Source organism: Alteromonas gracilis (genome assembly GCF_043642145.1).
Taxonomy (GTDB): domain Bacteria; phylum Pseudomonadota; class Gammaproteobacteria; order Enterobacterales; family Alteromonadaceae; genus Alteromonas; species Alteromonas gracilis_B.
In genome coordinates this window covers 44,285-66,109 of record NZ_JBHZRZ010000013.1, presented here as the reverse complement: position 1 = coordinate 66,109, position 21,825 = coordinate 44,285, and the positions used below count along the sequence as shown (strand labels likewise).

At 43.4% G+C, this 21,825-nt stretch carries 20 protein-coding genes; 11 read left to right on the top strand and 9 right to left on the bottom strand.

Annotation, left to right across the window (positions count from 1 at the left end):
* Nucleotides 1-17 precede the first annotated feature (17 nt).
* Complete coding sequence (locus tag ACHUFN_RS18305) at nucleotides 18-1,442, top strand: DUF2066 domain-containing protein (RefSeq protein WP_394224181.1); 1,425 nt, start codon at nucleotides 18-20, stop codon at nucleotides 1,440-1,442.
* Nucleotides 1,443-1,448: 6 nt separating this feature from the next.
* Nucleotides 1,449-2,186, top strand: a complete 738-nt coding sequence (gene hda / locus ACHUFN_RS18300) for a DnaA regulatory inactivator Hda (RefSeq protein ID WP_394224144.1) — start codon at nucleotides 1,449-1,451, stop codon at nucleotides 2,184-2,186.
* 187 nt (nucleotides 2,187-2,373) lie between these two features.
* Here the strand turns inward: hda and ACHUFN_RS18295 are convergent, their stop codons facing one another.
* The 4 genes from ACHUFN_RS18295 to arsC form a co-directional block, all read right to left on the bottom strand.
* Nucleotides 2,374-4,356 carry a hypothetical protein gene (locus tag ACHUFN_RS18295; protein ID WP_394224142.1) on the bottom strand — a complete coding sequence of 661 codons (1,983 nt, stop codon included), beginning with the start codon at nucleotides 4,354-4,356 and terminating at the stop codon, nucleotides 2,374-2,376.
* 71 nt (nucleotides 4,357-4,427) lie between these two features.
* A complete protein-coding gene (locus ACHUFN_RS18290; RefSeq protein ID WP_394224140.1) occupies nucleotides 4,428-4,850 on the bottom strand; it encodes a DUF2069 domain-containing protein in 423 nt (140 codons plus the stop codon).
* Nucleotides 4,851-4,888: 38 nt separating this feature from the next.
* Nucleotides 4,889-5,491: an NAD(P)H:quinone oxidoreductase gene (wrbA, locus tag ACHUFN_RS18285; RefSeq protein ID WP_394224138.1), complete on the bottom strand. Its 603-nt coding sequence runs from the start codon at nucleotides 5,489-5,491 to the stop codon at nucleotides 4,889-4,891.
* Nucleotides 5,491-5,844, bottom strand: coding sequence for an arsenate reductase (glutaredoxin) (gene arsC, locus ACHUFN_RS18280; protein ID WP_394224137.1), 354 nt, complete (start codon nucleotides 5,842-5,844; stop codon nucleotides 5,491-5,493). The genes wrbA and arsC overlap by 1 nt, the downstream gene beginning before the upstream one ends.
* 288 nt (nucleotides 5,845-6,132) lie before the next feature.
* Here arsC and ACHUFN_RS18275 point away from each other — a divergent pair, with 288 nt between their 5' ends.
* Nucleotides 6,133-6,588: a TlpA family protein disulfide reductase gene (locus tag ACHUFN_RS18275; protein ID WP_394224180.1), complete on the top strand. Its 456-nt coding sequence runs from the start codon at nucleotides 6,133-6,135 to the stop codon at nucleotides 6,586-6,588.
* Between the two features lie 41 nt (nucleotides 6,589-6,629).
* On the opposite strand, the gene bepA is transcribed toward ACHUFN_RS18275, so the two are convergent.
* The gene (bepA, locus tag ACHUFN_RS18270; RefSeq protein ID WP_394224135.1) at nucleotides 6,630-8,093 is read right to left on the bottom strand and encodes a beta-barrel assembly-enhancing protease; all 1,464 of its coding nucleotides are present in this window, start codon (nucleotides 8,091-8,093) and stop codon (nucleotides 6,630-6,632) included.
* 308 nt (nucleotides 8,094-8,401) lie between these two features.
* Here bepA and ACHUFN_RS18265 point away from each other — a divergent pair, with 308 nt between their 5' ends.
* Nucleotides 8,402-9,475, top strand: a complete 1,074-nt coding sequence (locus ACHUFN_RS18265; RefSeq protein ID WP_394224133.1) for an AI-2E family transporter — start codon at nucleotides 8,402-8,404, stop codon at nucleotides 9,473-9,475.
* 115 nt (nucleotides 9,476-9,590) lie between these two features.
* Here the strand turns inward: ACHUFN_RS18265 and bcp are convergent, their stop codons facing one another.
* On the bottom strand, nucleotides 9,591-10,055 hold the full coding sequence (gene bcp / locus ACHUFN_RS18260) for a thioredoxin-dependent thiol peroxidase (RefSeq protein WP_394224132.1): 465 nt from the start codon (nucleotides 10,053-10,055) through the stop codon (nucleotides 9,591-9,593).
* Entirely contained in the window at nucleotides 10,033-10,596 is a 564-nt protein-coding gene (locus tag ACHUFN_RS18255) for a glycine cleavage system transcriptional repressor (RefSeq protein ID WP_394224130.1), read from the bottom strand. Before ACHUFN_RS18255 ends, bcp begins: the two co-directional genes overlap by 23 nt.
* A gap of 178 nt (nucleotides 10,597-10,774) precedes the next feature.
* On the opposite strand from ACHUFN_RS18255, the gene dapA reads away from it, so the two are divergent.
* From dapA to ACHUFN_RS18225, 6 genes are all read left to right on the top strand, one after another.
* Complete coding sequence (dapA, locus tag ACHUFN_RS18250) at nucleotides 10,775-11,659, top strand: 4-hydroxy-tetrahydrodipicolinate synthase (RefSeq protein ID WP_394224128.1); 885 nt, start codon at nucleotides 10,775-10,777, stop codon at nucleotides 11,657-11,659.
* 12 nt (nucleotides 11,660-11,671) lie between these two features.
* Nucleotides 11,672-12,775: an outer membrane protein assembly factor BamC gene (gene bamC / locus ACHUFN_RS18245; protein WP_394224126.1), complete on the top strand. Its 1,104-nt coding sequence runs from the start codon at nucleotides 11,672-11,674 to the stop codon at nucleotides 12,773-12,775.
* 12 nt (nucleotides 12,776-12,787) lie between these two features.
* Entirely contained in the window at nucleotides 12,788-13,501 is a 714-nt protein-coding gene (gene purC, locus ACHUFN_RS18240) for a phosphoribosylaminoimidazolesuccinocarboxamide synthase (protein ID WP_394224124.1), read from the top strand.
* A gap of 203 nt (nucleotides 13,502-13,704) precedes the next feature.
* Nucleotides 13,705-14,598, top strand: coding sequence for a DMT family transporter (locus tag ACHUFN_RS18235; RefSeq protein WP_394224122.1), 894 nt, complete (start codon nucleotides 13,705-13,707; stop codon nucleotides 14,596-14,598).
* Between the two features lie 106 nt (nucleotides 14,599-14,704).
* On the top strand, nucleotides 14,705-15,889 hold the full coding sequence (locus ACHUFN_RS18230) for a diguanylate cyclase (protein WP_394224120.1): 1,185 nt from the start codon (nucleotides 14,705-14,707) through the stop codon (nucleotides 15,887-15,889).
* 83 nt (nucleotides 15,890-15,972) lie between these two features.
* Nucleotides 15,973-18,306, top strand: a complete 2,334-nt coding sequence (locus ACHUFN_RS18225; RefSeq protein ID WP_394224118.1) for a sensor domain-containing phosphodiesterase — start codon at nucleotides 15,973-15,975, stop codon at nucleotides 18,304-18,306.
* A 37-nt stretch (nucleotides 18,307-18,343) separates the two neighbouring features.
* On the opposite strand, the gene ACHUFN_RS18220 is transcribed toward ACHUFN_RS18225, so the two are convergent.
* A complete protein-coding gene (locus ACHUFN_RS18220) occupies nucleotides 18,344-19,441 on the bottom strand; it encodes an NADH:flavin oxidoreductase (protein WP_394224116.1) in 1,098 nt (365 codons plus the stop codon).
* A 100-nt stretch (nucleotides 19,442-19,541) separates the two neighbouring features.
* Nucleotides 19,542-20,672 carry an alkane 1-monooxygenase gene (locus ACHUFN_RS18215; protein WP_394224114.1) on the bottom strand — a complete coding sequence of 377 codons (1,131 nt, stop codon included), beginning with the start codon at nucleotides 20,670-20,672 and terminating at the stop codon, nucleotides 19,542-19,544.
* A gap of 149 nt (nucleotides 20,673-20,821) precedes the next feature.
* On the opposite strand from ACHUFN_RS18215, the gene ACHUFN_RS18210 reads away from it, so the two are divergent.
* On the top strand, nucleotides 20,822-21,823 hold the full coding sequence (locus ACHUFN_RS18210; RefSeq protein ID WP_394224112.1) for an AraC family transcriptional regulator: 1,002 nt from the start codon (nucleotides 20,822-20,824) through the stop codon (nucleotides 21,821-21,823).
* The last annotated feature ends 2 nt before the right edge of the window (nucleotides 21,824-21,825 follow it).

Below are 21,825 nucleotides of genomic sequence, written 5' to 3'. Positions count from 1 at the left end.
GAGAGTATGGAGTGTCAATGTTAACGGCAGTAAAGCGCAACACCATTGGAAAAACTAAACAGAGACTTCGTTTGAAGCGCGTTTTAAGTGTCTCTTTAATCGCGTTGTTAAACGTTGCGGCGTTCTCACACGCTGCTCAGCGCGTTGTTGTAAATGAAGCGCAAATTCAAGTTGATGATCAATCGCAGCGAACGCAACAAGCCGCACTTAAAAGGGCGCTAAGGCAGGTGTTTGTTAAAATGTCTGGTAGTACCAGCGTGCTCGACAATGCGGGTGTTAGAGCCGCAATAACCTCTCCCCAATCTTTACTTCGTTCCTATCAATTTGACTATGACAACGGCAAAACTTATTACGTGGCAGAATTTGACCAAGCAAAACTCAGTGAAATATTGCAGCGTGAAATGCTTCCACTATGGGGTGACAGACGACCGGAGACAATTGTTTGGTTAGCAAAAGAAGATGAACGCGAAGCGCGCGTTATTTTGGATGAGTCACTTAATTCAGAGCTACAGTACGTTCTTAAACAGACCGCGAAAGAGCGCGGTGTACCTTTAAGCTTACCGCTTATGGACCTTACTGATAATGTTACTATTTCCACTTACGATGTATGGGGGAGGTTTGTAGGGCCATTGCGAAAAGCATCAGTACGATATGGAGTAGACAATATTATTGGTGCGCGAGTCTATCGAAACGGTCCTAGCGCAATTCCTGATTTACCTGAAAATGTGGTGCCTTCAGGTACTATCGAGTCACTGGACGATGTTGTAAATGAAGAAGCACTAACAAGCTCTCAGCCACGCTCATCCCAGGTTCTTGTTGACGATCCGACGACAGGTTCATCTGATAGTTCGGCAACAATCAATAATGAATTAAACGATTCAATACGTGATGTGCGAAACGCGTCGCTTGGCTATGAAGGCCAACCGAAAAATGCGGAACTTATAAACATTCCAGAAACAGAAAACGCAACTGTTCCCTTTACCATGAATGAATTCGCCGATTACGCTAAACGTGCTGACGAAGGCGATTACGCCCTTGACTGGGTATTTATTGGTGGCGGTAAGGTGAGTTACGGAAGCATTTATGGCGAGACACCTGAGATCCTCGGAAACCAATTGGTTGACGCCTACTCAAACTACTTGTCTTCTCTTTATGCTATTGTTGGCATAGAAGCGTCTGAGCGCGAAGTGATAAAAGTATCGATTGCCAATATAGGCTCGATAAACAGTTATGCCAATGCGACAGAATATTTAAATAGTTTGAGTGTAATTGAAAGTGCGACGCTAGTGGAACAGTCTGGGACCGTAGCCACTTACTCCCTAACCTTAATCGGTACAATAGATGATTTGCTAAACAGCATAAAATTAGAAAGCAAATTACGTCCGGTGACCGATGCTTACGGTCAAACCGTGAAAGGGCACAGCTTTTATTGGAGCAATTAGTTTAGTATGCAACTGCCTCTGCCCGTAACGTTACCCGTAGACGAAAATTTCGATAGTTTCGTAAACTCCGGTAACGAAGAAGTGGTCTCTGTTTTAAAACAGATTGCAGAAGCGCTGCCGCATTGGCGTCAGGCTCCTGAATTAGCACCGTTAGCATCACTGCAGCTTCCACTACTTACTTTGCTTGGCAGCTCTGCCATTGGAAAGAGTCATTTGCTATTTGCCACATGTCACCATTTGGCTAATAAGTCAGTTAGCCATCTCTATCTTAATTTAAACAATTACAGGGCGTGGTCACTGGATATTTTCGAAGGATTAGAAAATCTTTCACTAATTGCGCTAGATAATATACATGCAATCGCGGGTGACCTTCATTGGGAAGAAGCACTGTTCGACTTATTGAATCGTGTTTTTGAGACGAAGCATGCGTTAGTCATGTGTACAAGCCAACTAGGGCCTTCAAACCCTGCGTTTGTTTTACCTGACTTACGCTCTCGCTTGGCGTGGGGCGTGATTTATCACGTAAATCAGCTGGATGATAATGGCCGTGAAGAAGCGCTACGTTTACGTGCCGCAGAGCGCGGTTTGACGTTGTCAAATCAAGCACTACAGTTTCTTTTGCATCATAGCGAACGAGACCTGAAAAGCTTAATGTCGTTATTAGCGCGGTTAGACACACGCTCTTTGCAAGAACAGAAACGCTTGTCGGTGGCCATGGTTAAGCGAGAGCTTAAACTAAGTTAGAAAGTAAGCGAGAGCTTAACTTGAATTAAAGCGAACGAGCGGAAGCTTAAACTAGACAAGAACGAGCAAACATCGCTTCACAATGCATAATTTAGCCAAGCGTGAACGTTACAAACACAATGTATCGGTCAACTTCGAACCCTTAAGTGGCTTATGTCGTTTGCATGTAGTTCCCGAAACGCCATCGTTAGGGGTTTTCCCTTCTGTTGTTAATCTCAGCAATTGTTCTAAATTCTTCTAAAACAGAAAGCCCATTCTCAATTGTTGATATCGCGTCAGTTTTGAATCCATTTTCTACCAAACCACTAGTAATATTTTGCTCATTAGGGTTTGGACTAGAGGCAGATTCTCGCCATGTTATGCCAGTTGGAAGCATAAATGGGCCGGGTAGAGAAGCTTGAATACTTGGCACATTTAAATCTGGTAGTATTCTACTCACAACGTAGTCCACTCGCATGGTGACACGGTCGTCACTCACTCGGTTGCGCTGCGCCCATGTCGGTGTAAAGCTCCCATCTTTAAGGGTTTCTTGTGTAAACACCCCAATGTCGGCTTCTGCATCAAGTCGATATAACATCATGAAGCGTTCAAAGAGCATGGCAAGATCTTCACGTTCGGTAAAATAAGCGTAAAAGGCTACAGCACCATCATTTTCGAACCAATTTGCAACTTGTTGTGCGGTATAGTTACGCTCAGCATCAGACGCCGTTGCGCCACCAAACCTTACCTCGGCCAGCGCATGTAACTGAGAAGAGTTCAAGGGAAGGGACGCTGCTAATCCGGTTGAGATGGGGGAGCTGTCATCATATGTTGAAAGCGGGCTTGCGTTGTTGGGCAACTGCGCCCATTCAGTATAATCAAAAAAATCGTTTGCGTGGGCCAACTCGTGATAAAGCAAGTAGCTAAGCGCAGCTTCCACATCGCGTGCGCTGCGAGTCTGCCTTGCAGCGGCACTTGATGTGCTAATTATAGGGAAATAGTATGCTCCGTTTTTTACATAACGCCATGAGGTCGTAAAATCGAGCTCACTTCCAAAACCGCTTCTATAATCAGGCCGCGTATTTAGCGTGTCACGCTCTTGTGGCGTACGCCAAAAATTATTGGCGTCAAGGTAAATAGCGCCCGTTGCTACCCAGTAAAATGAAGGGCGTATATCGTACGATATCACTACCGCAGTAGTAGCACGTAGAAGCTGTAGCATGTCGTCGCGAGTAGCAGAGGTTTCTAAAAACGTCCTGAACGCATCTCCCATCCAAGGATGGGAGACGAGTGTTCTGTCCAAAATGTCATCTATTGTAGGGTTTTCCGTGCGCTGCCCGATAAGCGGTAGCCTAGAAAAAGTGCAGCTGTTTGCTATCTGATTGTTGTAGACACAGTCGATCAACGCCGAAGCGTATGGACTATCTGAACGGTAAGGTCTCATGTGCGCGCTCACAGTTGCAGCAGGGGATACCTCATCATCAACAAAAAAGCCGTTATTATTAATTGCTATATTTTTTACCAGCACTTGCGCGGTGTCGGTTAATGTTTGGCCACTGGAGAGTGTTACCGTACTTTCAATTTCAATAATTTCATCGTTATTCACACGCGGGGCTTGAAAGTAAATGGCATGAGAATAATCGCCAGTATTAAATTCAAAGCTGCTCACCGTTGGCCCAGACGTCTGGCGCCATTGAATATCGCTAATATCCGTGCTTTGCACATTGATTGTGTCGACGCGAAGCGACACTCTGCCACCTTCTGTCGTTTCGTGGCCCAATCGCAGTGCGGCTAAAGGTGAGGTGTTCTCGTCAACCTGCAATACGATAGAATCTGTAAGTCTAGCGCCGTTATCAAGGCGAACATTAACCGTAACGTCAAAGCTACCAGAAGTTTCAATGTCAAAACCAATAGCTTGAGTGTGTGCGTTGAGAGGTTGACGTGAAATACCAGAAATTTGCCACTCAATTTCTTCAATGGAATAACCAGTCGGTGCAGTGACCGCAAAGTCGACTGCATCGCCTACAACGGCGTTTTGAGAGCCAGAAATATTAACTACTACTGGATCAGGTGAGGGGGCCTGTGGCGAGGAAGGCGGCTGCGTATCATTACTTGAGCTCGACCCTCCACACGCAGAAAACATCAGTAACGAGACTAAAAATACTGAGAGTTCGCGTAACTGTCGTGTCATTTCCCCCCCCTTAATGCATGACGCTTGCTTTGTTATACCGCAGTATTGGCTAGGCGTGGCCTTACAATTTTTTAATTCTGGCCTTGCTCAAAGCGCGCTTTTTCTTCCTGCATCTCTTCTTTAAGCTTTTTGAGACCAAGTCCAAGCTCACGTCCGCGCTTTCTTGCAAATGCGCTGCAGCCTACAAACATTCCTGTACACAAGATAATTTCAACTACAGCATACCAACGCTCGGCGGGCACTGCATACGCGACCGTACAGCCGTGAATTAGGTAGAACAAAACGATGAAGTTCGCCCATGCATGGGTGTAAGGCTTGCCTTTTAATACCCCCCAGTACGGTAACAATAGAGGTAAAATATAGAACAAGGCAATGAAAAGCGGCGAGTAAGTGTGCGCTTTAGTAAATGTAAATTGCCATAACGTTATCCATACAATTAACCCAGTGTGGCTAATTAGTGCAAGATAGCGAAAGAAGCGCGTATCTGGTGCCATGTTAAATCTCCGGTGAAATCTTATCGACTAAATTTATTTTAAGCCTCGCTCGAAAGCCTTTTGGCAAACATCGCTAATCGTTTGCCTTGTGCAAAACATAAGGCTTTTTCGTCTGCGCTTAACTGTTCTGGGGCAGATTGATTGTGATGTGCAACGTGAGTGACGCCATAGGGGCTACCACCTGTGGTGGTATTGTGCAGCTCAGGTTCGCTATAAGGCAATCCGCAAATCACCATGCCATGGTGAATTAGCGGTATCATCATTGATAGCAGCGTAGACTCTTGGCCACCATGCATAGATGACGATGATGTGAACACACAGGCAGGTTTGTCGATGAGCGCGCCCTTTAGCCACTGACTGCTGGTAGAGTCTAAAAAGTGCTTCACCGATGCTGCCATATTGCCAAATCGAGTTGGGCTGCCCAAGGCAAGCGCGCTACACTGCTCTAGCTCTTGTAGTGTAACTTGTGGAACGTTAGCAGTAGCATCTTGTGTAGCTGAATTTGAATGCTCATCATTAATACTTTTCACCGTACGTACTATCACAGGCACATCTTGCGACGAAACACCCTGTGCAATGGCGTCAGCGAGTCGTTTGGTGCTGCCATGGCGGCTGTAATAAAGTACGAGAATAGGTTGCACTACAAAATTTCCAAAACAGATTCAGGCGGTCGGCCAATTCGCGCTTTGTCACCATTCACAACGATAGGACGTTCTATCAGCTTCGGCGTGGTCGCCATCGCTTCAAAAAGCTCTTCGTCTGATAACGTATCATCGGCTAAATTAGCCGCCTTATATTCTGCCTCTTTTGTACGCATCATCTGTCTAACTGATTCAACGTTAAGTTTTTTAAATATTTCTTTGAGTTCCTGCACGGCGAGAGGTTGTTTTAAATACTCAACGACTACTGGTTTAACCCCTTGTTCTTCAATTAAGGCAAGGGTTTGTCGACTTTTGGAACAACGAGGGTTGTGGATAATAATAATGTCTGTCATGGATAGCCCCATTTTCATGATCTTTTCATTCGGCGCGAACTATTGCGTTTTTGCTTTCGAATATCAAGCAGTTTACCTTCATCTGCAGACAAATTGCGCAATTTTCTAAAGCGTTGTTTTACAGAACCGTACAAATTTTAACTGTTCGCACTTTGAAATAAAAAATAGAGAAGGGTATTGGAATCTGGCACTATGAAAAAAACGAATAATTCAGAGGGTTGCATGTCGTCATCGAAGTCACAGGCCAATGTACAAGTTAATTCAAATAAAGCGAAACCGATTTTATTTATGTTATTGCTTGTTGCTGCTGTGTTGGCGGGTGTATTTACGTATCAGCGCCTTCAGTATGATTTTGAAACTTTAGATGGGACATCGTATCGCTGGGAAGAGCTCAAAGGGCAATGGGTCGTGGTGAACTACTTTGCGCCATGGTGCGCGCCCTGCCTTAGAGAAATGCCAGAACTCGCAAACTTTCACGCAGCGCCACCTGAAAATACTTCGCTTTTCGCAATTAACTACGACCCAAAATCCAAGCCTGAATTAAAGGCAATGGTTGAAAAATTCAGCATTGAGGTGCCGGTTATTGTCAGCAGCGAAAGTACTAAACTGCCTATGAAAAAACCGCCTTTCCTACCGGCTACTTTTATCCTTGGCCCTGATGGACAAATAAAAGACACAGTAATGGGTGAGGTGACCGCAGCGCATTTGCGTCAGCGCCTTTCTACATTAAAAAAGGCTGAATAACCCAGCGCTAAATACACTGCGTACTAACTCGACCTAGCGTTTTACAAACGCTGTAGTCGTTCTTCTTGGTCTCTGAACTGTTTGATTCTGGCTCTAATTCTCTGCTTTTGAAGGTGGTTTTCGCCTGCAAAATTATAGGCATATTGAAGTTCGTCAACTGCGCGGTTATAGGCCCCGTACAGCGCATAAACTTCTGCTTTGCTTTGGTGCATTTGAGAGAAGCGTTTAGATTTTTGGTAGGCTTCACTCATTAATTGGTGAGCGATTTGATAGTCTTTCTTAACTAACAGAAAGTCCTTTAGCAAAGAAATAGCTTCGTCAAACTTGTTCGCACTAATTAATGCATTGGCCTGATTAAGCGCTAACACTTGATTCCTTGGGTTATGCGTAACATGTGGTTCAAGCATTTTTACCGCTTTAAGCGGCTCACCCAAAGAAATATAAATGTCTGTCATGGCGTCAAGGTAAAACAAATTACTGCTGTCGCTGGCTAACAGTTTGTTCATAATTTCTTGAGCTTTTTCAGTTTTTTCACTGCGCATATAAGCCAGTGCTAGGCCATATAATGACGCTTCTCTGTTACGCTGAACATTTTCATTCACCGCAGCCTCATAATACTCAATTGCGTAGTCTGGTTTGAACGAATAGCGAGCTTTAACTCGCGCTTTGGCCAGCTCGAACTGCTTATTTATTGGCAAATATCGGCGAGGGTAATCTCGCGCGCGGTTACGAGCATCGGCAATACGGGTTTCGGTTAATGGGTGAGTTAGCAACCTAGCTGGCGGACGAGATACCATGCGATATTCTTCTGCCATAGTTGAAAAAAACGAAGCAGCGGCGGTAGGGTCAAAACCCGCTCTGGCCAACATGGCTATACCAATTCTATCTGCTTCTTGCTCGTTTGAGCGGGTATAGTCAATTTGTAGCTGCGCTGACGTCGCCGTGCCAGCTTGCATAGCCGCTATACCTGCTTCAGGGTTAGCGATAGCAATGAGTATTCCGCCAATCAGTGATGCTAGTGCCAAAGGCGATGACCGCTGTTGAGCCTGCATTCGCCTTGCAATGTGGCGTTGTGTAACGTGGGAAATTTCGTGAGCTAACACTGAAGCAAGTTCACTTTCATTTTCGGTGCGGCGCATCAGCCCAGTGTGCACGCCAATGTGGCCTCCGAAAAACGCGAAAGCGTTAATGGCATCGTTGTTTACCCAGAAAAACTCAAAGGGAAATTTGGCATTGTCTGCATGAACCACTAAACGATTTCCAACGTCCTGAAGATATTCATCAAGAACAGGGTCGGATATTACGGGGCTTTGCCCGCGCATTTGACGCATAACGGCATCGCCGACAATCATTTCCTTATCAAGTGAAATTGCATCCGAGGCGACAACGCCAATCTCTGGCAGCGCATTTTTGTTACTAAAATTGGCATCTTGTGCAACAGCCGCTAAGCTCGATGTGAGCATGAAAGAAAGGGCTACCAACGATGCTGAAAACTTTATTCTCATGAACCTATAATCATTGTACGCGTTTTATATTGGCATAACGCTTAGAGCGCTAAGTTGCTAAACAGTTTCATTTTTTATTAATTTCTTATGCAACGGGTATAATGCCCAAGTCGTTACGTTTATTCTACGTTATTTAGAGCAAACTAACGCAGTTTGCTAATCATTTACCGAAATGCTCATGTAAGTTGTACGTCAAAAACATCATACCAGTTTGATTTTGAAAGATTCTTAAGTGGTACTTATTGCTAATTACCAGCGCTATCAACTATGATGCGTGTCCTATTCTTTTGCAATTTCTGGGCGATTTTATGTTTAGCGTTTTTGGTCGATGGTACCGACGCAAATTCTCCGATCCTGATGCAGCTATGCTGCTGATTTTAATATTGATAACCACTGCAGTACTGCTGCTGTGGGGCGGGTTAATCATGCCCGTACTAGTGGCGGCCGTTATTGCCTACCTGCTTGACTGGCCTGTGAGTCGGCTAGTAAATATTGGCGTAGGAAGAACCTTGGCGTGCGGTGTTGTAATGCTTGGGTTTATTACAATCACTATACTTACCCTCATTGGGCTTGTGCCTGTTATTTCCAAACAAAGTGTAAATCTTATTCAAGAGACGCCGCTTATTTGGCAAAAAGCGCAAGAGTGGATTTTAACGCTGCCTGATAAATACCCAGATTACGTGCAGGTTTATCAAATTCATCAGATGATGGAAGGGCTTAATGATAGGTTGGTTGAAGTGGGGGAAACACTTATTTCCGCCTCGTTTAGCAATATTGCAAACTTAGCCGCACTGCTTGTGTACATGATTTTAGTACCGTTGATGGTTTTTTTCATGTTGAAGGACAAGCTGTTCTTTTTAGACAGTATTTCTAGGTTGCTTCCGAAAGAACGCCGCTTAATTACTCAAGTCGGGCATGAAATGAACGCTCAAATTGCCAACTACATTCGCGGAAAAGTGATTGAGATCATTATCGTTGGCGCAGTGAGCTGTGTCACATTTGTTTTAATGGATTTACGCTATGCCATATTGCTTGGTGTATTAGTGGGCTTCTCGGTACTCATCCCTTACATCGGCGCGGCAGTCGTGACTATTCCTGTAGCTGTAGTTGCTATGTTTCAGTGGGGCATATCGCCTGAGTTTTGGTATCTCATGATTGCCTACGGCATTATTCAAGCACTCGATGGAAATTTACTGGTTCCGCTGCTCTTCTCGGAAGCGGTGAGTTTACATCCGCTTTATATCATTGTGGCTGTACTAGTATTTGGTGGTCTTTGGGGGTTCTGGGGCGTGTTTTTCGCTATTCCTTTGGCAACCTTAGTGAAAGCGGTGGTAACAGCGTGGTCTAGTAACCCAGTTGCCGTGCCAGAAGAGATCAAATAGCGTTTATTGCGAATGAGCTGGCTAGAGTTCAAACATAAACCTTAATCGCTGCACGTAAAAAAAAGCCCCGATAACAATGCGTTGTCGGGGCTTTTTTATACGATTTTCAAAAGTGTTAACTATTCAAATAATCTAATACTACCGTATGGTGTTCTTTCGTTTTAAACTTGTTAAATACGTGTTCAATAACACCGTTTTCATCTATTAGAAACGTTTGGCGATGGATACCGTCGTATTCTTTACCCATGAACTTTTTAGGCCCCCACACGCCGAATGCATCAGCTACCGCGTGGTCTTCGTCAGAAAGAAGGGTAAAATTCAGATTCTCTTTTTCGATGAATTTAGGCAAGCGCTTTACGGCATCTGGGCTTACGCCTAATACAACCACGTTTTTTGCTTTAAGCTCGTCATTTACGTCTCGCAAACCTTGAGCTTGAACCGTACACCCAGGTGTCATCGCTTTAGGGTAAAAATACACAAGCACTTTTTTGCCGGAATAATCAGTTAAAGAAACAGTTTCGTCGTTTTGGTTCTGCAATGAGAATTGCGGGGCATTATCACCAGCTTGTAACGTTTTCATTGGGATCCTTTTTTTGTTTATCTACTACTTTGCCTGTCACGTTTAACGTGTCGAACAGGGTCATTAGATCAGATTCTAATGCGTCTAGATTTTCATCAGAGGGAAGGGAGACGACAAATTTACACCTCATATTATCCTTCCCTGTGGATTTATCTTTAAATGTGCGCTGCCTAAAAGCACTTATCATCGCGTGTCGTTGTGCGAAAAAGCCAGTAACCGCCTTAATCAGACCAGCGGCATCTTCACCACTGAATTCTACGTTGAATAAGTGGGCCAAGTTTTGCTTTTCGTGATGGCTGGTACGCTTCATCATAGACAGCAAATCAAGACGCTGAAACAAAGCAGGTAAAATGCACTCTGCCTTGGTGATAGCACTTTGCGAGCCCTCTATTATCATAGTCAGCGAGAACTCTTTGCCGTAAATCGCTTGTCTGCTATCAAGGATGTTGCACTGAGCTTCTGATACCGTCGTGGCAATTTCGCTTAAAATGCCACTTTTGTCTGTCCCCAAAATGGTGACGATAAGTTGGTGTTTCGACATCTACTTCACTTCAATGTTAATGATATCGCGATGTTAGCACAGAGTTTTTTTAGAAGTCAGCGCCTTTTTCTTGCGTTTGAATAAGATATTGTCAAATTCTTGTCATTTAACGTGCGCTATTACTTGTGTTTAAGCACCGACATATTTACCATGTGCGCTCACATTTTTCGGAGAGATTATGTTTACTGGTAGTTACGTAGCACTCGTCACGCCGATGTTCGAAAACGGCGATATTGATTACAAGTCTTTAGAGAAACTTGTGAAGTTTCATGTAGAGCAGGGCACCCACGGAATAGTGTCGGTTGGAACTACTGGTGAGTCAGCAACCCTACCTTTCGATGAACACATCAATGTGGTTAAAGAAACTGTGGCGATGGCGTCAGGCGCAATCCCCATCATTGCAGGGAGTGGCGCTAACTCTACTGCCGAAGCTATTTTTCTAACAGAACAGCTAGGTTCTACGGGTATAGATGGCTTCTTGAGTGTAGTGCCTTACTACAATAAGCCTCAGCAAGCCGGCATGGTTGCGCATTTCAATGCCATTGCAGATGCCAGCGAGTTACCTGTTATTCTTTACAATGTGCCGGGCCGAACAGTAGCAGACATGCTTCCAGAAACGGTGGCTGAGCTCGCGACACATAAGAACATTGTTGGTCTTAAAGACGCAACGGGTGAAATTGCGCGTCTTAAAGCAACACGATCTTTAGTCCCCGATGATTTTGTTCTGCTTAGCGGAGACGACGGCTCTAGCTGTGAGTTCATGTGCGAGGGCGGACATGGCGTAATCTCAGTGACAGCCAATATTGTGCCGAAAGCCATAGCACAGATGTGCGAGTCGGCTCTCAATAAAAATTATGATAAGTGTCGAGAAATCGATGAAACAATTGAATTGCTCCATAGCGAGCTGTTTATTGAGCCAAATCCAGTAATGCCTAAATGGGCATTATACAAAATGGGCATGATGGAAAGCGCCGTTATGCGTTTACCAATGGTTTTACCGGAACTATCAAGCCAAAAACGTATCGAAGAACTATTAAAAAAATACGCATTGATTTCTGGGTAATAAGGAATACAGATGAAAAGAACGCTGGCTATAGCAAGTTCAGTGGCGATGGTTGTACTTGCAGGTTGTTCAAGCCAATTAGATAGAAAGACCGCGTCAGGTAGCTACGAATACTTAAAAACAAAAGAACAAAAATTGATTGAAGTTCCTGACGAGCTAGATGCGCCTGAATTTTCTCGCGAGTTTACAGTACCTGAGCTAGGCGAAGGGGCTGAAGAAAGCCTTGTAGGTAAGTCGTTGGTAGTTAGATCGCCCGCATTAGTTTTACCTTTAGTAACAGGGTCACACGTTGAAGAAGGTAAAAACTCAGCCACTATTTGGTTCGACCAAGTTGATGACAGTCAACCACTTAGCCAGGCTATTTGGAATTCATTGTTAAGCTTCTTAGACGAACAAGGAATTGGTGTTGACAGCTTTGATCCTGAAGAAAAAATTCTAATCACTGATTGGATTGTCATTACTAAAGAGATCGAAGGACCTTGGTATAGTTTCACTGATGAAGAAAGTGAAATTGGTGAGCGTTTTGAATTCAGCCTTGCCGTTAAACCGCACGGGAGAAGTGCAGCGTTAACCGTTGAGCTTAAAGATTACTTACAGACGTTGGGTGATGAAGTAGTTTCAGAAGTTTCTTCGATGGAAGAGCGTCGAGAAGAAGTTGAAGTACTTAATCAGGTCATTGGTCATTACGAATATCAAATTCAGTTAGCTGAAACGCGAAGAATAGCGCGTATTCGACAAGGTATTAATGCTGAAATGGGCTTCAATGCCGATGGCGATGCCGCTTACATCTTAGATGCCAAATATGATGTAGCGTGGCCAAGAATGCTGTTGGTACTTCGAAAGCTTGGTTTCAATGTTAAAGATTTAGACAAATCAAACGGCCTACTATTTGTTACCTACAACGGTGACCAAGGTAGTTGGTGGGATGGTTTATTCTCAAGCGATAAACAACTTCTTAAAAAGGGTGATTATCGTTTGAAAGTTGCAAAAGCGGGTGCAGAACGCACGTCAGTTACTTTCATGAATAATGAAAGTGTACCGTTTGAAGCAAATCAGGTTTCCGACCTTTACAGTGCATTTGCTGAGGTCATGTCAGAAGATAACCTTGATATATAACTGAGACTGAGAATGGAAAAACGCGACGAGCTTTACCGCGGTAAAGCAAAAACTGTTTATTACACCGATGATAGCGATAAACTAATTCTTCACTTTAGAAACGACACTTCTGCGTTCGACGGTGAAAAAATTGAACAGCTTGATCGCAAAGGTGAAGTAAACAACAAGTTCAATCACTTTATTATGACAAAGCTTGAAGAAGCGGGTATTGCAACGCAAGTTGAAGCGCTGGTTTCTGATACTGAGTCTTTGGTTAAGAAGCTCGACATGATCCCTGTTGAGTGTGTGGTGAGAAACTTATCTGCTGGCTCTTTGGTTCGCAGACTAGGTGTGGAAGAGGGCAAAGAACTTAACCCACCTATTTTCGAGTTTTTCCTTAAAAACGATGCACTTCACGACCCTATGGTCAACGACTATCATATATTGTCATTTGGCTGGGCGACGGAAGAACAAATCGCTGAAATGAAGACACTAACGTTTAAAGTGAACAGCGTTTTGAAATCGTTGTTTGATGAAGCGGGTATGTTGCTTGTTGACTACAAACTAGAGTTTGGCGTTGATAAAGATGGCAATATTGTTTTGGGTGATGAATTTACGCCCGATGGCTGTCGTTTATGGGACAAAGAAACCCGTAAGAAGATGGACAAAGATCGCTTCAGACAAGGCCTTGGCTCTGTTGTTGAAACCTATATTGAAGTGGCCGAACGTTTAGGCTTATCGCTATAGCGAAGCAGCGAAGTTGTTGAAAAACTAAAGAGGACCTTATCGGTCCTCTTTTTCGTTGTACTCAGAATATCGTTAAAGTGAGTGGTGCTCTACGAAATGTGTTCAAATCTTTAACACTGCAATTTTGAGGACTTGCACTAGCCCAAATTGCTTATTAAGCGTTCACAACTTATTGTAGACGTACTCAATACGGAGAGATAACCTTGATAAGGACAATTTCATTAGTTGCCACTGCCATGGTAGCTTTTGCTGCTAATTCGCTTTTGTGCCGAATGGCGCTAGCGCAAACCACAATTGACCCGGCTACCTTTACTGTTCTGCGCCTAGCAAGTGGGGCGATTGCATTGGTTCTGCTTTCTTTTTTCTCATTGCGTAAAACTGCATTAAGAACACCACATAAAGTTTTGTATTCGAGACTTAAAAAAAATGCCAACATCTTAGGAGGCATTACACTATTTCTTTATGCTATCTGCTTCTCGTACGCATACATTGCAATGTCGACAGGTACTGGAGCATTACTTCTATTTGGTGCGGTTCAACTCACGATGATTTTCGTTGGGATATTAAGTGGTGAGCGCTTTACATCACATCAGTGGGTGGGTTTTATTTTAGCGTTTTTAGGAATAGTTGTGTTGCTTTTGCCTAGTGCTACAACGCCTTCGCTTTCCTCCGCCGTCATCATGGTCGCTGCGGGCATCGCGTGGGGCATATATTCTCTTTTGGGCAAAAAAAATAAGTTTGCGTTATTGGCCACCACAGGCAATTTCATTTATGCATCATTGCTCTGTATTGTGTTCATCATTGCACTGCTACTATTTAATACAAACCTTATTATATGGGATAGCAAAGGTGTGATTTATGCACTTGCTTCCGGCATTTTCGCATCGGGTTGTGGCTATGCTATTTGGTACAGCACATTGCCATTTATCAAATCGACTACCGCTGCGACGGTTCAGTTAAGTGTTCCTGTTCTTGCAGCAATTATGGGTGGAATAATGCTAGCAGAACACCTCAGCACACAAATGGCGATAGCATCAATAATGACGCTTGGCGGCATTTATCTTGTAATAAAGAAAGTTAATCTGCCCAACCCCTAATTTTTGAAAGTCGCGCTTTCTTCTTTTACTTCTAGACTAAAGGGTAATACTGGTATTTCTCAAGAGTGCTAACTTGAATAGGTCTACTTCTTGTGAGAAGCAATTGATGAAAGCTGACGAGCCAATTGTAATCAAAAACCCCGGGCGTCTAATGACGCTCACTTATGTTTTTTCGTTGTCAGTCATTGCAGTGTTATCACTTGCTATTCTCTTAATGTTAGATGAAGTCATAACAGAGCAAAACTATACAGGCAGAATTCTTAACATCAGTGGACAACAAAGAATGCTTTCTCAACGGGCCAGCATGTTCGCCGTTGACTTCCTACAAACTGGCTCACAGAACTCTAAAAGGCTTTCTATTGCAGCGATTGAGAAAATGAAGCAAAACCATCGATTTCTCTTAGCCCCCCACTTTGAAGCAATAGGTAAAAATGAGCCGAGTCCGCTGTCGGCAGCGCTTTTTGAATTGTATTTTATGCCACCAGCCGATGTAGATAAAAAAATTAGGCTTTTTGAAGGTGAAATTAGTGCAGCCTTATCGGAAAGCGGAGACCTCGTGTCTGGAAATTTCTCGAGCGGAAGCTTAATGTTTTTGCAACTTGCAGAAAATGATCTTTTGACACCGCTTCACAATATTGTTGAGCAATATGAAAAAGAAAGCCTAGAAAAAGTGAATGCTCTAAGGAACGCACAGAACATTGTATTGGGTATTATTATTCTCACTATCTTCGCTGAGGCACTTTTTATTTTTCGTCCCATGGTGTCAAAAGTAAGTCGATTTGCCACAAAACTACAATATGACGCAAATTTTGACTATCTGTCAGGGTTACTAAACCGGCGTGCATTTCATGTTGTTGCAGAGCAGGCTATTGCTACACAACACCGACTCAAACGCCCTGTTTCAGTGGTAATGATTGACATCGACTTTTTTAAACAAATTAACGACACCTACGGGCACGAAGTCGGCGACAAAGCTATTTGTCATGTCGCAAAACTTCTCAAAATGTCGTGTCGAAATGCAGACAGTGTTGCTCGAATTGGCGGAGAAGAGTTTGCCTTATTATTACTGGATACCGACGGCCCGGGTGCTTTTAAATTGGCTGACAAATTAAGAGAGCGAATTAGTGAAAATCCACTCGATATAGATGGAAAGCTTATTAATATTACGGTGAGTGCTGGTGTTTTTTGTATTAGCGAAGAACACGAGTCTATAGAGTCAGCACTTTCAAAAGCAGACGATGCGCTGTATAAAGCTAAAGAAAATGGTAGAAATTACGTACAGATGGCTTGATTTTGCGACTTGCTATGGCCTTATAAAAATAGTTGTTATATAAATGAAGTGTACAATTAGGCCGTTTTTTATAGGAGCGGATTTTGCGTGCACCACCCCCAATCACAAACGAGCGAGAGAGGATTAGGACGCTTAAACGTCTAGATATTCTTGATACACCGCCCGAAGAACGATTCGACAGAATCACACGACTTGTGTGTAGTATCCTTGACTGCAATTTTTCTAGCATTTCTCTCATTGATGAATACAGACAATGGTTTAAATCTGCAATAAATCTAGATATTTCAGAAACATCTAGAGAAGATGCTTTTTGTGCTCATACTGTTGCACAGCAAACCACACTTATTGTCCCAGATACACTAGAGGACACGCGATTTAAAAACAATCCATTCGTACAGGGTAGGCCACACATCCGCTTTTATGCGGGGGTGCCGCTGGTAATTGATGGGTTTGCTGTTGGTACCTTGTGTGTTTTTGATGATAAGCCTAGGACATTTTCATCAAAGCAAATTTCCGAACTGGAAAGTGTAGCTAAGATTGCTGAGGCAGAGCTGCATAAACAGGAATATAACGCGCTTTCTAACCAGTTAGAAGAATATCAACTCCGCTTAGCGCAAACGCAAAAAATTACACGTGTGAGAAGTGCTATTTTAGAGAGGGTAGTAAATGCTGAATCTCTTTATACTGTGCTTCATGATATCGTGTATGCCATTGAAACAGAATATCCTGAGCAAATCTGCAGTATCTTACTGTTAGAAGATGGAAAGCTAAGAAAAGGCGCCGCTCCTTCGCTACCAGACTTCTACAACGATGCAATAGATGGAGTAGAAGTTGGAGTAGGCGTGGGCTCATGCGGAAACACAGCGGCTATCAATGCGCCGACAATTGTTGAGGATATTTCAACCCATCCTTTCTGGGAGCCATGGCGAGAGCTAGCAGCACGTGCCGGTGTAGGCTCGTGTTGGTCTCAACCAATTCATGGCGCTAATGGTGGCGTGATAGGCTCTTTTGCCATTTACCATAAGGGAAAAGCGGTGCCAACTGCCGATAAAATGGTGCTTATCGAACAATTTGCCCATATTGCTAGCATTGCGATTGAGCGCGAAAAGGCTAGCCAGCTTATCTGGCGTCAAGCAAACTTCGATGCTTTAACGGGGTTACCTAACCGAAATCTTATGCTTGAGCATTTGCAGCTAGCAATGAGTTCTTCAGAACGTGACGAAGACAAAGTTGCTGTAATCTTCCTCGATTTAGATAATTTTAAAGATATCAACGATACGCTTGGTCACGACATGGGGGATAAGTTATTAATTGAATGTTCAGCGCGCATTAAACAGTGCTTGCGCGCAGACGATACGGTGTCTAGGTTGGGTGGGGACGAATTCGTTATTATCTTAAATGGCATAAAGAGCTTGAATTCAATTGAACATGTGGTTGAAAAGCTTCTCGGTTCGATTAACGAACCCTATGTACTGGAGTATGAACGAGTACACACCAGTGCAAGCTTAGGTATAACGTTGTATCCTGATGATGCAAATGATGCGAAAAGCTTAATCAAAAATGCTGACCAAGCAATGTATGGCGCGAAAAACCAAGGTAAGAACAGTTATCAGTATTACACCCAGGATATGCAGTCTTCGGCTATTAAGAGGATAACGCTTCTCAACGATCTGCGGTATGCAATCAACAACAATGAACTGTTTATAGAATACCAACCCATCTTATGTTTTGAAACTCGCGAAGTTGTAAAGGCAGAAGCTTTGCTAAGGTGGCAGCATCCTACAAAGGGTAGAGTGCCACCTAATGAGTTCATCTCACTCGCGGAAGAATCGGGATTGATTATTGATGTTAGCAACTGGGTTTTTAACGAGGTGTGTGCCAACGTAAAACACTGGCAGTTGAATTTTAGTAGCGATTTACAAATCAGCATTAATACATCGCCAAGTCATTATTTCAACGTAGAGATGAACATTACTGAATGGCTTAACACGCTTCTGAAAAAGGGGATTTCAGCGCGCTCGCTAATGCTCGAAGTCACTGAAAGCTTATTGATGGAAGCCAATGAGATGGTGACAAAAAAGCTTTTTCAGTTCAGGCAAGCAGGTGTTGACATTGCACTTGATGATTTTGGAACAGGGTTTTCTTCAATTTCTTATCTGAAAAAATTCCCAACAGATATTATCAAGATAGACAGGAGCTTTGTTAAATCAATGACCGATGTCAACAATGATAAGGTCCTTTGTGAAGCAATAATCGTAATGGCTAAAAAGTTAGGCATAAAGGTTGTTGCAGAAGGTGTTGAGACTCGTGAGCAGTTTGAGATTTTGAAAGGTATGGGGTGTGATTATGCTCAGGGTTTTTTTATCGCAAAGCCTCTAGGGAAGTCAGACTTTGAAGCTTTTCTAGCAAAGCATTAGCGCAACAATCGTTACGCTAATAACAGTAATTTTTTACTCAAGACAACGTTGCGAGGGCTTTGCCTGAATAGGTTTCCAGCTCATCAGTTCGATTTTCTTTTATTTTTAACGCCCAGTTTGGGTCTTGCAACAGTGCTCTGCCAACCGCGACTAAATCAAACTCACCAGCATCTAAACGGTCAAGCAGATCGTCGACTGAACGCGTCGAAGAATCTTGGCCCTTAAATGCACCAAAAAAGTCATCGTTCAATCCCACAGACCCAACGGTAATCGTTGGTTTCCCCGTGATCTTTTTCGTCCAGCCAGCAAGGTTAAGCGGGCTATTTTCAAACTCACTTTCCCAATATCGGCGTTGTGAGCAGTGAAAAATATCAACACCAGCTTCACTTAATGGAAGTAAAAACTGCTCTAGTTCCTTGGGTGATGTAGCGAGTCTAGCTGTATAGTCTTGCTGCTTCCACTGTGAGTAGCGCAAAACAATTGGGAAGTCAGGCCCAGTTGATGCGCGGATAGCTTTAATAATCTCAACCGCAAAGCGACCACGGTTTTCCATGCTACCACCCCAGTTATCGTCGCGCTGATTGGTCCCTTCCCAAAAGAACTGATCAATCAAATATCCATGAGCACCATGAATTTCGATACCGTCCATCCCGATATTTTTTGCATCAGATGCAGCTTGAGCAAAAGCCTCAATTACTGATTCAATGTGCGAAACACTCATTGGTTCTGCGCCTTGCTTACCAGGCTTAAATAAACCCGAAGGGCCAGCGCTAGGTATTTCGGGGTAGGGGGCTTTTTCGGCAACACGTGCCATTCCAACATGCCAAAGCTGCGGCATTATTTTACCACCTACGCTGTGAACTTGTTCAACAACTTTTTTCCAACCACCGAGCGCTTGTTCACCATGAAACTGTGGAATATTTGCATCCATCGTGGCGACGCTGTCGTTTACTGTAGTGCCTTCAGTTATGATGAGGCCAGTGCCGCCTTCAGCTCGGCGTTTGTAATATGCAGCAACATCAGGGGTTGGTACGCCTTTTGGTGAAAACTGTCGCGTCATTGGCGCCATAACAATGCGATTGTCTAAGGAAAGACTCTTGCATTTAAAATCAGAAAAGAGGGTGGCTTTATGCATAAACATTCCACTTTGTTATTGGTAAGTTATGTCAAGTGTATTAAATGGTGCATATCAGTCAATTTACCTTTATTGATACAGTGGTATAAACAAAACACCTTTAAGTTCTAGAGACCTGCAACCGTTGAATTATTTCTAACTCTTCTTTGTTTGCATAGTGTGCATCCCAGTGCGCTAACTTTTTGTCCATTAATTTAAACCACAGCGGGGGAATAAGTGCGATCGCCATTGTTGAAATATAGCCACTAATCATTTCTGGAGAATCTGGCATCGCTTTGAGCTTTTCAAATGGAACGGCGCCCTGCGCATGATGGTGACTATGGCGTGGTAAGTTGAACATAGTCCAGCAACTCACACGGCGGTTTGAGTTCCACGAGTGGCGCGGCTGTACAGGTTGTCTTGGGTGGCGCACAAGACCGTAATGCTCCATGTAGTTAACCACTTCGAGAGTGAATTTCGCACTTAAACCTACTGCAATGAACATAAGTGCGCCAAAGGCACCGGCTAGAGTGTAAGCTAATGAAAGCAGAAGTGCGCTCATAAGCCAGCCTCGAAGAAAAGCGTTATGCCAGCTTAAGATTGATAACTGTTTACGAGTAAGGCGTTTTTTTTCAATTTTCCATCCGGCTTTTTGTGTTCCAATAAATGCTTTTACAAAATGAACATAAACATTGCGGCCCCTTGGAGCGGTTGCAGGGTCGTCAGGCGTGCCTACTTTAGTGTGGTGGTTATATACATGCTCAATAGAAAAGTTAACGTCAAAGCTAAATGCCAGTAGCCATCTTCCGATAATGACTGCTTTGGGGTTACCTACCTTGTGAACAAGTTCGTGGGCAACAACAGTGGCAACGCCGCCCAACATTAAACCTAAAAAAGGAATAGCAATGACGACTTGCCACCACGTTGTATTTTGTCTGGCATCTACTAAGAATATTGGAAGAAAAGGCGTTATCCACTGGCCTATTACACTTTGAAGTGGCAATACCAGCCATAGTGCAGACAAATATATCGTTATACTTATCGGTAGGGCGCCATACAGCATGTATCTGAGCAATCGTTGATTGAGTAATGGCGGCTGTGAAACATCATCGCCTAACAGTGCGTCACCCAAAATATAAAACGCAAGATAGAGCAGATAACCATAAATGATGTAAACACCACCAAGCCATATCGCTGATAAGCCCAGCAAGACGGCGATATAAAAATTAAAGAATTTAAGATAATGCCACACCGTCATCCCCTCATAATTACGAAGTTATAGAGTGACAGAATTTAACGCGTTACAAGAGCGTATAAATGGCCAAAGTTCGGTCATTTATTGCCAACGGTAGGTCTTTACATTACTCTTTTTACCGTGACTATTTCCACAGGGTAAACAACATGAGCGGCCAGGTTTGTAACGTACCCACTTTTTACATTATGCAATTTAGTAATGTATTGGCAGAGCTCGGACTCTCACTTAGTGACTGTCTTTGTGCGTTGGACGCAGAAATTCAAACTCTTTCGACTCCAAACGCAGTGATGCCTTCAGATACGTTTGATGCCTTGATATCTCACCTTGTTTGCGACAAAGAAATTGCATCACCTGGCCTACTACTTGGTAATGCGCTTAAACCCATCCATCATGGTTCTTTTGGCCTTGCAATCATGAATAGCCCGACAGGATTAGATAGTCTGCGGTTGGTACAACGGTTTATTAGCTTGCTTATCCCTGGTATTACTCTGAAGGTTAGCGAAACTAAACAAGAGATAGTGGTAGCGGTATTCGATGAATACTGGACACAAGCGTCTCATCGATTTTTTATCGATGCGCTAACGGCGGCATTTGCCAATTTACAACGCAGCATTGTAGAGGCGGGTAATTGTCCTATCATAAAGCAATTTTCTTTTGATTATCCTAATTTCGATGAGACGCTTATACAGCGAATTTGTGGCGATATAACCTATCGTTTTTCTCAACCCGTGTGTAGCGTAGTTTTAGACAAATGCAGTGCGACAGCACCGCTAAAAGGAAGTGATCCAGTAAGCTATGAATATGCGGTTGCGCTGTGTGAAAAAGAAAGAGAACGATTGTCTCAAGACAAAGTAAAAAGCAAACTGCGTTGTTATTTCGAAAAAAACCTTAACGCGTTCCCGTCATTAACCGAAGCCGCTTCTGCACTTAATATGAGTAAGCGAACACTGCATCGACAACTGTTGAAAGAGGGGACAAACTTTAAGTGTGAACGTGATGCTTTTCTTAAACTTCGGGCTTACGAGCTATTACATGTTAGGAAAATGAGTGTACGGCAGGTGGCTGAAGAGCTAGGTTATGCAGACCCATCGAATTTTCGTCGAGCTTTTGTTAGTTGGTTCAAGGTTCCACCGTCTAAATATAAATAGCG